The organism is Streptomyces vulcanius (assembly GCF_042653945.1).
Lineage (GTDB): Bacteria > Actinomycetota > Actinomycetes > Streptomycetales > Streptomycetaceae > Streptomyces > Streptomyces mangrovi.
Genome location: NZ_JBHSFK010000011.1, coordinates 69,519 through 82,315, shown reverse-complemented (window position 1 = coordinate 82,315; position 12,797 = coordinate 69,519). Strand labels below are relative to the sequence as shown.

The window sequence follows — 12,797 nt, the reverse complement described above, 5'->3', positions numbered from 1 at the left end:
TCAGACGGTCCGCCAGGGACGGAGCTTCTCGGGGTTTCGCACCGCCCAGATACGCCTGATCCGGTCGCCCGCGATCTCGAACGAGAACACGGTCACGATGCTGCCGTCCTGCCACGCCACCAAGCCGGGCAGGCCGTTGACCGTGCACTCCAGGAACGTCGTGCGGTCGCCCGCCAGACGGGCGATCTCGGCGTAGGCACGTGCGATCCGCTCACCGCCCACGATCGGGCGCGGGTGGGTGACGGCCAGCCCGCCGCCGTCGGCGGTCGCGGTGGCGTCGGGGTCGAGCAGGCTGATCAGGGTTTCGATGTCCTTGGCCTCCCACGCCGTTCTGAACCGCCTGACGATGCCCGCCTGCCCGGCACTCGGGCCCGCCGGGGTCTGCGTGGTGCGGATGCGCCGGCGGGCGGACGAGGCCAGTTGGCGGCACGCCGCCGGAGTGCGGCCGACGATCTCGGCGACCTCGCCGAAGGGGTAGCGGAAGACGTCGTGCAGGACGAACGCGACGCGCTCGGCCGGGGTCATCGAATCGAGGACGACCAGGAAGGCCATCGTCACCGACTCGTCGAGGGTGACCCGGTCGGCCGGGTCGGTCCCGCCGGCGCCGGAGCGCCCGGCGATCCATTCCGTGGGCTCGGGCAGCGGTTCCGGGATCCAGTCGCCCACATACGTCTCCCGCCTGGCCCGCGCCGAGCCCAGCTGGTTCAGGCAGATGCGGCTGGCGACCGTCATCAGCCAGGCGCCGGGCGACTCGATGGCCTGCTGCTCCCGTGCGGACAGGGCGTACCAGCGGGCGTAGGTCTCCTGCACGACGTCCTCGGCGTCGGCGAGGGACCCGAGGAGTCGATAGCCGAGGTTGATCAGCCGGCGCCGCTCGCTCATGATCGCGCTGAGACCCGGATCGCTCTGATCGTCGCCGGGCTCGGCTCTGGTGGTCATGGTCTGGCGTCTCCCTCGCTCGCTTCTGTGCCTCTACCCCTTACGACTGGACAGCCCTTCGGAATGTGAGGCCGACGCACCGCCTCACATTCCGAAGGGCTGCGTTGTCGTACCGGTGAGGACCACAACAAGACCGAGAGGGACACCGATGAACGACTTCCAGGCCATCGCGGACCGCGTCGAGATCGAGGCGCTGCGCGGCGAGTTCACCGACGCGGCGATGATGCGCGACCGACCCCGCATGGCGTCGTTGTTCACGCCGGACGGCGCCCTGCGCATGCCCAACATCCCCGTCGAGCTGGTCGGCCGCGAGGAGATCCGTGCCGGGGGCGAGCGGCTGCAGAGTCAGTGGGACTTCTTCGTACAGACCACACACCCCGGCACGATCCTGCTCGACGACGACACCGCGACCGGCCGCGCCTACATCCAGGAACTCGCGCGCGCCCTCGACGGACGCCAGGGTCTGAACTACGCCGTCTACCACGACCGCTACCGGCGCACCGCGGAGGGCTGGAAGTTCGCCGAGCGGGTGTACGAGGTCAGGTACCTCGACACCTCCCCGCTGGCGGGCACGGCGCCCCACCCGGCACAGGACTCCGGCGCCAACGCGGCAGACGCCACGGCCACCCCGGCTCCGGCCGCGTCCTTCGCCGACCCGGCGTCGGCCGAACAGCTGGAGCGGGTAGCCACCGCGCTGCGTGCGAACGGCTTCGCCGCAGAGGTCCTCGACGACGCCGCGGCCGCGCGCCTCCGCGTCAAGGACCTGCTCCCCGAGGGCGCCGGCGTGCTCACCGGGGCCAGCGAGACCCTCCGGCTGTCCGGCATCGACGAGGACATCAACGCCGGCGGCCGGTACGACGCCATCAGGCCGCGCGTCGCGGCCATCGACCGGGCCACCGGCGCCGACGAGATCCGAAAGCTGGTCGCCGCCCCCGAATTCGTCGTCAACAGCGTCGCCGCGGTCACCGAGACCGGCTCGCTCGTTCTCGCCTCGGGCAGCGGCAGCCAGCTCCCCGCCAACGCGGGCGGCGCCGCCCACGCGGTCTGGATCGTCGGCGCGCAGAAGGTGGTGCCCGACCTCAGCACAGCGCTGCGCCGCGTCGAGGAGCACGCCCTCCCGCTGGAGAACGACCGCGCCCAGGCGGTGTACGGGGTGCCCAGCGCCGTCAACCGCCTGCTCATCCTCAACGCGGAACCCCGGCCGGGGCGCGGCACCGTGCTGCTTCTCCGAGAGGCCATCGGATACTGACCCGGGACGGTGTCGGCGGGCCGGCCTATTGTGCTGCTCCGGCCCGCTGCCAGTGACCTGAGGAGACAGCCCGATGAGCGGTCGTTCGTTCAAGCTCGCGACCCGGATGCCGATGTCGCGTGACGGCTTCGACGAGTGGTTGAGCACGCCCCTGCCGGGCCTCGGCGCCATCGAGAACCCGTCCGCCATGTACACGGGGTGGGCCGCCGGTGGCGTCGATCCGGACTGGGAGCTGACAGCGATCGCGGACTACCCGGAGGCATCGGCCGCGATACGCGCCGACCGGGGCAGGACGCCTCCGCGACTGCTGGCCGCCCGTGCCGCCCGGGGCTTCACCCTGGTCCGCCAGCGACGAGACCATCGGATGGGACTCGTCCGATGTGCTCGACCCCGCCGTGCGTGCTCATGTCGTCGCCGCGCCCGCCGAGCCCCGCTGACCGGACCTGGGGGTCTTCTTGTACCGGGTGACGATCCCACGGAAGCGCTAGTCCTGCTCTGGGCAGGATCCGCTCGAAGACGGCACCTGGCTCCCTTCGGGCAGCAGGTCGGTGATGCGGATGGGGTGGCCGGTCTCGAAGCAGCGGTTGGCCGCGAGGCCGACGGAGAGGGCCAGTGCGCCGTCGCGTTCGGTGGCGGTGGCGGATGACGGGCCCGGGCCGAACAGGGCGTCGAGCATGCGGGTGTCTCCGCCGCCGTGCGGCTCGCGCAGCACCGTGACCGGGAGGTCGACCGGTGGCTTCCACAGAGGGCGCAGGGTGAGCCGTACGCCGCTTCCGGTGTCCGCCGGCGTGTCCGGCGGCTGCCAGCGGCTCTCCTCGACGTCGAGTTCCAGGCGGCCCGCGCTGCCGTTGACCATCACCCGGTAGCCCTCCCACGGGGAGTAGGCGGTGAGGTGGTACGTCATCGTGGCGCCGCGGGCGTAGCGGACCAGGACGGCCATGTCGTCCTCGATGGTGACCGGTCCGCCGAAGACGTTGCGGTCACGGTGGTAGCCGTCGTCGCGTTCGGCGTCCAGATAGAGGGCGCGCAGGGTGTCGTCGGCCGCCAGGTCCAGGGCGAAGGGGTCGGTGGTGGCCGCGTCGGCGCCGTGGGCGCGGGTGTAGTCGCGGCGCAGTCCGTGGCGGGTGCCGGCCTCGGGGCCGTAGAAGGCGAGCCGGCCGTAGCCGAAGACCTCCTCGGGTGTGTCGGCGAGCCACCAGTTGACGAGGTCGAAGTGGTGGCTCGCCTTGTGCACCATCAGGCCGCCGCTGTTGCGCTTCTCGCGGTGCCAGCGGCGGAAGTAGTCGGCGCCGTGGCGGGTGTCGAGCAGCCACTCGAAGTGCACGGAGAGAATCTCCCCGACGGCGCCCTCGGCGAGCAGGGCGCGTACGGTCTCGTGGACCGGGTTGAAGCGGTAGTTGAAGGCGACGGTGAGGGGGTTGCCGGTCTCGCGGACGGTGTCGAGGATGCGGGCGCAGCGTGCCGCGTCCACCGTCATCGGTTTCTCGGTGACGACCCGGCAGCCCGCGCGCAGGGCGGGGACGATGTAGTGGTCGTGCTCGGCGTCGACGGTGGTGACCACGACCTCGTCGACGCCTTCCTTCGCGAGCAGTTCACCGAAGCGGTCCGGTTCCCAGACGGTGGCCGGTGGTTCACCGGCTTCGGCGAGCAGCCGGTTGTGGAACGCCATGCGGGTGGGGTTCGGGTCGCACAGGGCGACCACGCGATGGCCGGGGCGGGCGGCCAGGTCTCGGGTGAAGGTCTGGGCGCGGTGGCCGGTGCCGACGACTGCCGCGCGGAGGTGGGGAGTTCGGCTCATGGGAGTGGACCTTCCCGGGACCGGGACGGGCAGTCCCGAGTGACCGGATTCTTGTCATCCACGGACTGATTCGATCCTCACAGGCAACCCATAGATCGGATTCGGGTTCCTTGTGGGTGTGAGGGGCTTCCGGTACGGACGGGGCCCCCGCGCTCCAAGTGTGAGGAGGGGACCCTTGACCCACTCCCGGCGCATAGGTGTCACCGCCGTGGCCGTGCTAGCGGCCCTGGCGGCATCACCGGGACTGGCCCAGGCCCAACAACCGCCCGGCGCCCCCGCGTTGGCGGCGAGTTCCGACAGCGGACTGCCCGAGGGCTGGCGCGTCACCGGCCAGGGTGTCGCGCGCGAGCTGGAATGGCGGTCCGACAGGGTCGTGCCGATGGGCGACGCGCGCGTGGAGTTCCACGCGGACGGGCAGCTGCTCGGCGTACCGGAGCAGGCCCGCGACGGCCGCACCTTCCGGCTGCGCCTCGACTCGGCGACTCCTCTGAAGGACCTGCGGGTACTCGCGGGCGGCCGTCGGCTGGACGCGTCCGCCGACAACTCCCGGCAGGACAAGCGCAGTTCCCTGACCGCCGCCCGGCCTCCGGCCCAGCTCCCGGCGAATTCCGTGGACCCCGGCAAGCCGGGCGCGTACCGCACGGTCACCGGCGAGTACCGCCTCGACTCCGTGAAGTTCCCCGGGTACGCCGAGAAGATCGAGATGCAGGCCGTCGTGGTCGCGCCCAAGGGCGCCACCGGCAAGCGCCCGCTCGCGCTCTTCCTGCACGGCCGGCACACCACCTGCTACAAGCCGGGCACCGACGAGTCGACCGGTGGCTGGCCGTGCCCGGCGGGCCTGAAGCCGATCCCCAGCTACAAGGGCTACCTCCAGGACCAGAAGCTCCTCGCCTCGCAGGGCTATGTCACCGTCTCCATCTCGGCCAACGGCATCAACGCCCAGGACGGCGACGTGGAGGACAGCGGCGCGCAGGCCCGCTCCTCGCTGGTGCGTCAGCACCTGGCGAAGTGGGCGAACTGGGCGGCCCACCCGAACACGGCCCCGGCCGTGGTGCGGGGCGCGCCCAAGGCCGATCTCTCCAAGGTGCTGCTCGTCGGTCACTCGCGCGGTGGCGAGGGTGTCAGCCGGGCGGCGATGGACAGCCTCTATCCGCCGCCGGCCGATCAGGACGGCTACCGCGGTCCGGTCCGCTGGAAGATCGCCGGCAACGTCGTCATCGGACCGACGATCTTCGGCCAGAATCCGGTCGCGGACGTTCCGTCCGTGTCCATCCTGCCCGGCTGCGACGGTGACGTCTCCGACCTCGAGGGCGAGACGTTCCTCGACGGCACGCGGGGCGTCAGCAAGGGCGCCGCCCTGCACAGCGCGGTCTACGTGATCGGCGCGAACCACAACTTCTTCAACACGGAGTGGACGCCGGGCAAGGCCGTGGCGCCCTCCTTCGACGACTTCTGGGACGACCCGGACGACCCGGACGACCGTGACCCCGTCTGCTCCGTCGGCGCCCCCACCCGGCTGACCGCCGACCAGCAGCACAAGGCCGGCGCCACCTACATCGCCGCCGCGGCCCGGCTGTTCGTCGCCGGTGACGACCGGGTGCGTCCGCTGCTCGACGGCTCCGGCACCCGCGCCCCCTCCGCCGACCCGGCCCGTGTCCTGACGCACGCCGTCGGCGCCCGCCGCACCGGCGGCTTCCTGCTCGACGACGGGGTCAAGGTGACCGGCGGCCGGGTGTGCTGGTCGGACACCGACCCGGCGAAGGCGTGTCTGTCCGACGACACCGCCGTCGGGATGTCCCCGCACTTCCAGTGGTGGGACCTGGAGCGTGACACGGGCAAGCGCGCGGTCGCGATGAAGTGGTCCGCGCCGGGCACGCCGACGAAGTTCACCTACCCCGCGTCCGTCTCGCTCTCCGGTGCCAAGAACCTGGCGCTGCGCGTGTTCGTGCCGCCGAACACCACCGGCACCAAGCTGGACGTGACCGTCACCGACTCCGCCGGCCGCCGGGCCAAGCTCGGTCAGGTCAAGGCCGACGGTCTGCCGGGCTCCGAGCGCACCTCCTCCTACTGGGCCCGTGAACTGCGGCTCCCGCTGACCGCCGCCACCCGCGCCGGCCTCGACCTGAAGCATGTCAAGTCGCTTGAGCTGACACCGCGTTCGGGGTCCGGGCAGGCCTGGTTCATGGACGCCTGGGGCTGGGCTCCCGGTATGCCGGCGGTGAAGGCGGCGGCGCTGCCGCGCGTCGACATCGGCCGGCTCACGGTCGAGGAGGGCGACTCGGGCACCCGCACGTACCACATGCCGGTCAAGGTGTCCGGGCACGGCAGCGGCACGGCCCGCTTCTACGTCGTCGACCCGGAGACCGGCGTGGCGAAGGAGAAGGTCGTCAAGGTCCGGCCCGGCGCCACCCCGATCGACGTTCCGGTCGAGGTGAAGGGCGACACGCTCTACGGCTACGACGAGAGCCGCGACCTGCTGGTGAAGGCGGTGCGCGGCGCGGTGGTCGGCGCCTACCGGGGCGGTGTCATCGCGCGGAACGACGACCCGGCTCCGAAGGTGACCGTGACGCCGGTCGCCGCACAGGTGACCGAGGGCGAGCCGCTGACCTGGCGGGTCTCGATCTCCGAGGGAGCCGAGGTGACCCTGTGGTACCCGTTCGTGGTCGTCCCGGTCACCGAGGGGGCCGAGTTGTCCACCAAGGACGTGGACCCGGAGTGGCTGCTCAACACCTCGGGTGAGGAGGCCGACCCGGAGCGGCCGTTGTCGCAGGCGTTCATGTACCTGGGGCCGGACATTCCGGCCGGGGCCACCAGCGCCGAGTTCAGCGTTCCGACGGTGAAGGACCAGGTCGCCGAGCCGGCGGAGTCGGTGCGCCTGACGATGACCGACGACTGGGGCGACCCGCTGCCGGACGGCCCGGCGGTGGTCGGGACGGTCGTGGACGCGCCGTGACGCGACGCCCATGACAGGAGGGGGCATGGACCGTGCGGCGGTCCGTGCCCCCTTCGGGGTTCACAGCGTGACGCGGATCCCCACGGTCCCGTCCGACCCCCGGCGCACCCGGCTGCCCAGCAGGGTGAGGCGGCCGAGGATGCCGTACTTGCGGCCGATCAGCGTCCGGTAGCGGGCGGTGGTCTCCGCGTCGCAGATCTCGGCGGTGGCCGGGATCGGCTCGCCGGTGGGGTTGCCGCGCACGTCGCAGGGGCCGACGAGGACGTCGCCGCGGGCCCGGATCCGCTTCACCTTCCAGGCGTCGGCGGCCGACCAGGCGCCGAGCGTGTTCCCGTCGCGCACCACCCAGACCGGCGTGGCCACCCCTGTGCCGTTCTTGCGATAGCTGGTGATCAGCAGGTACTTGCCCGCTCCCAGCCGGTCGAGCGCGTTGTCGTCCATTCCCGCAGTCTAGGCACTCGCGCGCGTCACCACCTCGGCAGCCTCAGCTCGTACTCCGGCTGGAACCGCCGCATGTAGCCGGTGTCGTCGCGGCCCCGCACACCTGAGTCGAGGTAGCGGCGGTGCAGCCGGCCGAGGGCGTCGTGGTCGAGTTCGACGCCGAGGCCGGGCCCGGTCGGCACCCGCACCTCACCGTCCTTGATCTCCAGCGCCCCGGGGACGATCACGTCGTCGGCGCTGTTCCACGGGTAGTGCGTGTCGCAGGAGTGGTCCAGGTTGGGGATGGCGGCGGCGACATGGGTCATGGCGGCGAGGCTGATGCCGAGGTGCGAGTTGGAGTGCATGGACAGCGCGATGCCGAACGCCTCGCAGACGGCGGCCAGTTCACGGGTGCGGCGCAGTCCGCCCCAGTAGTGGTGGTCGGTGAGCAGGACCTGGACCGCGTGCTGCTCGACGGCCGGCTTCAGATGCTCCCAGGCGACCACGCACATGTTGGTGGCGAGCGGCAGCGGGGAGTCCTTCGCGACCTCGGCCATCCCGGGGATCCCGGCGGTCGGGTCCTCCAAGTACTCAAGTACGCCGTCCAGTTGGCGGGCGACATACCCGGATGTCTGCACCGTCCAGGCGGTGTTGGGGTCGAGGCGCAGGGGCTGTCCGGGGAAGGCCTCCGCGAGCGCCCGGATCGCGGCGATCTCCTCGTCCGGCGGGAAGACTCCGCCCTTGAGCTTGAACGAGGTGAATCCGTACCGCTGTTGCATCAGCCGGGCCTGTTCGACGATCCCGGCCGGGTCGAGGGCCTCGGGCCAGTCGTCGCCGATGGCGGAGCGGCCGTCCAGCGCCGGGTGCTCGGCCCACTTGTAGAAGAGGTACGCGGCGAACGGCACCGCGTCCCGGACCCTGCCGCCGAGCAGATCGCTGACCGGGCGGCCGAGCAGCCTGCCCTGGGCGTCGAGGCAGGCGACCTCGACGGCCGAGGTGGTCCAGCCGCGTTCGTGGGAACTGGGCACGGTCGGCAGCAGGGCGGTGTCGATCGCCGCGGAGACGGCCGTGGAGTCGAAGACGTCCATCCCGACGACGGTCCGGGCGGCGATCTCAAGTCGTTCCAGGCGTGTCTCGCCGCCGGTGGACTCGCCGAGGCCCACCGTGCCGTCCTCCAGGACGAGTTGGAGGATCACCCGCAGGGCGAGGGGTTCGTGGACGCCGCCCGAGTTGAGCAGCGGCGGGTCGGAGAAGGCGATCGGGGTGACGATCAGTTCGCGGATGCGGGTGCTCATGCCGCGACCACCTCCAGCCCTCGGTCGATGAGTTTCGCGAGGCGGGAGACATGCTCCGGCGTGGGGTCCACCAGGGGTGCCCGTACGCCGCCCACGTCGAGGCCGCGGAGCGTCACCCCGGCCTTGACCAGGGCCACGGCGTATCCCGGTACCTCGTCGCGGAGTTCGACGAGGGGGCCGTAGAACTCGTCGAGGAGGCGGGTGACCAGCGGCAGGTCGTCCTCGCTGAGGGCGCGGTGGAAGGCGAGGGCGATCTCGGGGGCGAAGGCGAAGACGGCGGAGGAGTAGAGGTCGACTCCGATGCCCCGGTAGGCGGGGGCGGTCATCTCGGCGGTGGGCAGGCCGTTGAAGAAGTGGAAGTCCTTCGGGGTCCGGGCCCGTACCGCCCGCACGATGCGGTGCATGAGCTCCAGGTCGCCGAGGCCGTCCTTGAGGCCGACGACCCTGGGCAGGGCGGCGATCTCGGCGGCGGTGTCCCCGGTGAGCCGGGCGGTGCCGCGCTGGTAGAAGACGACGGGGAGTCCGGTGGCGGCGGTGACCTCCTCGACGTAGCGGACCAGGCCCCGCTGGGGCGCGGTCACCAGGTACGGGGGCAGCAGCAGGATGCCGTCGGCGCCGGCCCGGGCGACCCGTACGGCGTGGTCGCGGGCGACGGGGACCGGGCCGCCGGCCGCGGCGAGCACGGGGACGCGGCCCGCGGTCGTCCGCACGGCGACCCGGGTGGCGCGTTCGAGCTCGTCCGGGGTGAGGGCGTGGAACTCGCCCGTCCCGCAGGCGACGAACACTCCGCCCGCCCCGGCCGCGACGCCCGCCGCGATGTGCTCAGCGAGCCGTTCCTCGTCCATCGAGCCGTCAGCCGCGAACGGCGTGACCGGAAAGAACAGCACTCCTTGGAACTTCATGTCTCCCTCGTTACTACGGATGGTTCAGCCCTTGGTGGCGCCGGCGGCGATGCCGGTGACCAGCGAGCGCTGGAGGAGCAGGTAGACGATCAGGCTGGGGACGAGGGCGATGACCGCCCCGGCGAGGACCACCCCGGAGCCGACCTCGGGGTCGGTGCGCAGGACGGACAGGGCGACGGTGACCGTGTAGTCGGTGGGGTCCTTGGAGGCGATCAGGGGCAGCAGGTACTGGTCCCAGATCATCACGAAGCCGAGGACTCCGGCCACGCCGAGCGCCGGCTTGCACAGCGGCAGGACGACCTGCCACAGCATGCGGAACTCGCCGACGCCGTCGAGGCGGGCGGCCTCCTCGATCTCGACGGGGATGTCCTTCATGAACTCGGTCAGCAGCATCACCGAGAAGCCCCAGGCGCCGAGCGGCAGGATCACGCCCCACGCGGTGCCCTTGAGGTCGAGGCCGAGGACCGGGACATGGCCGAGGACCAGGGAGAGCGGGATGGCGATGACCTCCTCGGGCAGCATCATCGTCAGCATGAACAGGGTCAGGACGAGGGCCTGGCCGCGGAACCTGTGCCGGGCCAGGGCGTAGGCGGCGAGCACGGACACCGCGAGCTGGAGCAGCAGCGCGCCGCCGGCGATGACGAGGGAGTTGGTGAAGTAGTCCCAGATACCGCGCTGCCCCGCCACCGTGAAGTTCTGCAGGGTGCTGTCGTGCGGGAGGAAGGAGAGCGAGGAGCCGCTGGCGTGCCGGGTGAAGGCGCCGGAGAGGATGGTGAGGAAGGGCGCCGCGAAGACGCCGAGGGCGACCGCGCAGAGCAGGAGCCTCAGGGCCCAGGCCACGCCGGGGCGGTCGCTCCAGCCGAGAGCGGTGTCGAAACGGGCGGGCGTGGTCCGGTCCGCCCTGCGCGGCGGCCGGCCGGCGGAGGTGGCCGGCAGGGGTGTGCGGACGGGGTCGACGGCGGGGGCGCTCATCGTACGTCTCCCCTCTTGCGGAAGTAGTTGACCGTGACGGTCAGCAGGAGCGTCACGCAGAGCAGCACCACGGAGGCCGCGGAGGCGCCGCCGATGTCGTTGCGGCTGAAGCCGAGGGTGTAGGCGCGGGTCATCCAGACCTCGGTGGAGCCGGCCGGGCCACCGCCGGTGAGGACGTACACCTCGGTGAAGACGCGCAGGCCGCGGATGGCGGCGAGGGTGAGGACGATGGCGACGGCGGGCCGGATCGCGGGGAGGGTGACGTACCGCAGCCGCTGCCAGAGCGAGACGCCGTCCATCGCGGCGGCCTCGTACAGCGTCCGGTCCACGCCCGCGAGTCCGGCGAGCATGATCACCATGTTGTACGGGGCGGTCATCCAGATGCCCATGACCATCGTGGACCACAGGGCGGTGCCCGGGTTGTCGAGGAACGGGGTGGGGCCGAGGCCGAGGAAGCCGAGGGCGTGGTTGATGACGCCGTCGGAGGTCGGGTAGTAGAGGAGCCGCCACATCTCGCCGACGACGGCGGTCGCGGTGACGACGGGCAGGAAGACGGCGGTGCGGACGATCTTCAGGGAGCGGGCCTGGCCCTCGAGGAGCAGGGCCAGCGCGAAGCCGACGAGGATGCCGCCGAGGGACTGGCCGATGCCGAGGAGCAGGGTGTGTCCGACGGCGTCCTGGAAGCGGTGGTCGGTGAGGACGCGGGTGTAGTTGTCGAGGCCCACCCACTGGTCGCCCAGGAAGGGCCGCACCTTGAAGAAGCTGAGCCAGACGCCCTTGCCCATGGGCACGAACTTGAAGACGAGGGCGAGCAGCAGGCCGGGGGCGAGGAACACCCACGGCAGAACGTTTCTCTTGGTGAGGACCCGGGCGCGGCGCACCGGGGCTGGTGTGAGCGCGGTCATTTCAGCAGGTCCTGGTCCTTGAGGTCGCCGGCGAGGGTTTCGTTGAGTTCCTTGAGGCTGGAGCGGACGTCGCTGCCGCAGTAGGTGAAGATCGCGTTGAGGGCGTCGGCGGTGTCCTGCTTGACGGGGGCGAAGTCGGGGGCGTTGGGGAACTGCACGGAGGCGTCCTCGTAGGCCTTCTGGACCACGCCCCAGCGCGGGTCGTCGCGTACGGTCGCCGCGTCGAGGGTGGAGTTGACGGGGATGCGGACGACGGGCTGGTTCTTGCCGGTCATGGCGAGGCGCTGGCCCTCGGGCGAGACGAGGAAGGCGGCGAGGGCGCGCTCCTGCTTCGTCTGGCCGGTCCTCGCGCCGAAGTAGATGTTCTCGCCGTCGGCCAGGACGTCGTTGCCGGCCGGTCCCGCCGGGGCCTGGATCACCTCGAACCTGTCCTTGCCGGGGGTCTGGTCGAAGGTGGCGATGTTGTAGGGGCCGGTGAGGTACATGCCGGCGTTGCCGTCCTGGAAGTTGGTGGCGGTGCCGGTGACGGCGGTGATGGCGCCGGGCTGGATGACACCGTTGTCGGAGGAGCAGAACAGGTTGTCCTTCATCCAGGTGACGGCGCGGACGGCGGCGTCGGAGTCGACGACGGGCTCGTAGCCGCCGCCCTTGGCGGGCTCGATGATGCGGGCGCCGCCCTGCCACAGGTAACTGGCGCCCCACCAGGCGGCGTAGCCGTTCTGGGCACTGCCGGGGACGACCATCCCGTAGGTGTCCTTCTTGCCGTCCCCGTCGGGGTCGTCGTCGGCGAACGCTCTGGCGAGGGTGATCATGTCCGCCCAGGTCTTCGGCTGGGGCAGGCCGAGTTTCTCGCGCCAGTCCTTGCGGATCATCAGGGTCATCGCCTGGCGGGAGTAGGGGATGCCGTAGTGGGTGCCGTCGATGCCGACGGTGGAGGCCCAGGTCTTGGCGTCGATCTGGTCACCGTCGGCGATGTCGGCGGGGTCGATGGGCTTCAGCAGGCCCTGGGACTGGTAGCTGCCCATCAGCGCCGTGTCGTTGATCATGACGTCCGGCAGGTCCCTGGTGGACGCGCGGGCCTGGAGCTGCTGGTCGAAGTTGACGACCGGCTGATAGTCGATCTTGATGCCGGTCTGCTTGGTGAACGCGGCGAACACGCGCTGATAGGTGGCCGCGGGGTCGGGATTGCTGCGGGTCCAGACCTCCAGCGTGTTCGGGTCACCGCCGCCGGCGCTGTCCGAACCCGAGCCGCAGGCGGCCGTTCCGAACAGCAGGCCCGCGACGGTGAGGGTGGCGGCCAGGCGGCGACGTCGTCGGCGGTCCCCCATGGGCACACTCCGTTCATATTCGTGAACTTGTTTCAC

Annotated in this window: 10 protein-coding genes; 2 read left to right on the top strand and 8 right to left on the bottom strand. The window is 71.4% G+C overall.

All coding sequences use genetic code 11. The annotated features are described in order from the left end of the window. Positions 1-939, bottom strand: a complete 939-nt coding sequence (gene sigJ, locus ACFPIH_RS18545) for an RNA polymerase sigma factor SigJ (protein ID WP_381163724.1) — start codon at positions 937-939, stop codon at positions 1-3. A gap of 148 nt (positions 940-1,087) precedes the next feature. Here sigJ and ACFPIH_RS18540 point away from each other — a divergent pair, with 148 nt between their 5' ends. Next, positions 1,088-2,188 (top strand): LUD domain-containing protein, encoded by a 1,101-nt coding sequence (locus ACFPIH_RS18540; RefSeq protein ID WP_381163727.1) that lies wholly within the window; start codon positions 1,088-1,090, stop codon positions 2,186-2,188. 484 nt (positions 2,189-2,672) lie between these two features. Here the strand turns inward: ACFPIH_RS18540 and ACFPIH_RS18535 are convergent, their stop codons facing one another. Continuing rightward, positions 2,673-3,986, bottom strand: a complete 1,314-nt coding sequence (locus tag ACFPIH_RS18535; RefSeq protein ID WP_381163730.1) for a Gfo/Idh/MocA family protein — start codon at positions 3,984-3,986, stop codon at positions 2,673-2,675. 175 nt (positions 3,987-4,161) lie between these two features. Between ACFPIH_RS18535 and ACFPIH_RS18530 the strand changes: the two genes are divergently transcribed. Next, positions 4,162-6,939 (top strand): alpha/beta hydrolase family protein, encoded by a 2,778-nt coding sequence (locus tag ACFPIH_RS18530; protein WP_381163733.1) that lies wholly within the window; start codon positions 4,162-4,164, stop codon positions 6,937-6,939. A 60-nt stretch (positions 6,940-6,999) separates the two neighbouring features. Here ACFPIH_RS18530 and ACFPIH_RS18525 read toward each other — a convergent pair whose 3' ends face one another. From ACFPIH_RS18525 to ACFPIH_RS18500, 6 genes are read right to left on the bottom strand one after another with little or no spacing between them, the layout of a single operon-like run. Continuing rightward, complete coding sequence (locus ACFPIH_RS18525) at positions 7,000-7,380, bottom strand: PPOX class F420-dependent oxidoreductase (protein WP_381163736.1); 381 nt, start codon at positions 7,378-7,380, stop codon at positions 7,000-7,002. A gap of 26 nt (positions 7,381-7,406) precedes the next feature. Continuing rightward, positions 7,407-8,654, bottom strand: coding sequence for a glucarate dehydratase family protein (locus ACFPIH_RS18520; protein WP_381163739.1), 1,248 nt, complete (start codon positions 8,652-8,654; stop codon positions 7,407-7,409). Then, a complete protein-coding gene (locus ACFPIH_RS18515; protein WP_381163742.1) occupies positions 8,651-9,556 on the bottom strand; it encodes a 5-dehydro-4-deoxyglucarate dehydratase in 906 nt (301 codons plus the stop codon). Before ACFPIH_RS18515 ends, ACFPIH_RS18520 begins: the two co-directional genes overlap by 4 nt. 24 nt (positions 9,557-9,580) lie before the next feature. Beyond that, positions 9,581-10,528, bottom strand: coding sequence for a carbohydrate ABC transporter permease (locus tag ACFPIH_RS18510; RefSeq protein WP_381163745.1), 948 nt, complete (start codon positions 10,526-10,528; stop codon positions 9,581-9,583). Beyond that, positions 10,525-11,433: a carbohydrate ABC transporter permease gene (locus tag ACFPIH_RS18505; RefSeq protein ID WP_381163748.1), complete on the bottom strand. Its 909-nt coding sequence runs from the start codon at positions 11,431-11,433 to the stop codon at positions 10,525-10,527. Before ACFPIH_RS18505 ends, ACFPIH_RS18510 begins: the two co-directional genes overlap by 4 nt. Continuing rightward, complete coding sequence (locus tag ACFPIH_RS18500) at positions 11,430-12,761, bottom strand: ABC transporter substrate-binding protein (protein ID WP_381163751.1); 1,332 nt, start codon at positions 12,759-12,761, stop codon at positions 11,430-11,432. Before ACFPIH_RS18500 ends, ACFPIH_RS18505 begins: the two co-directional genes overlap by 4 nt. Between the last annotated feature and the right edge of the window lie 36 nt (positions 12,762-12,797).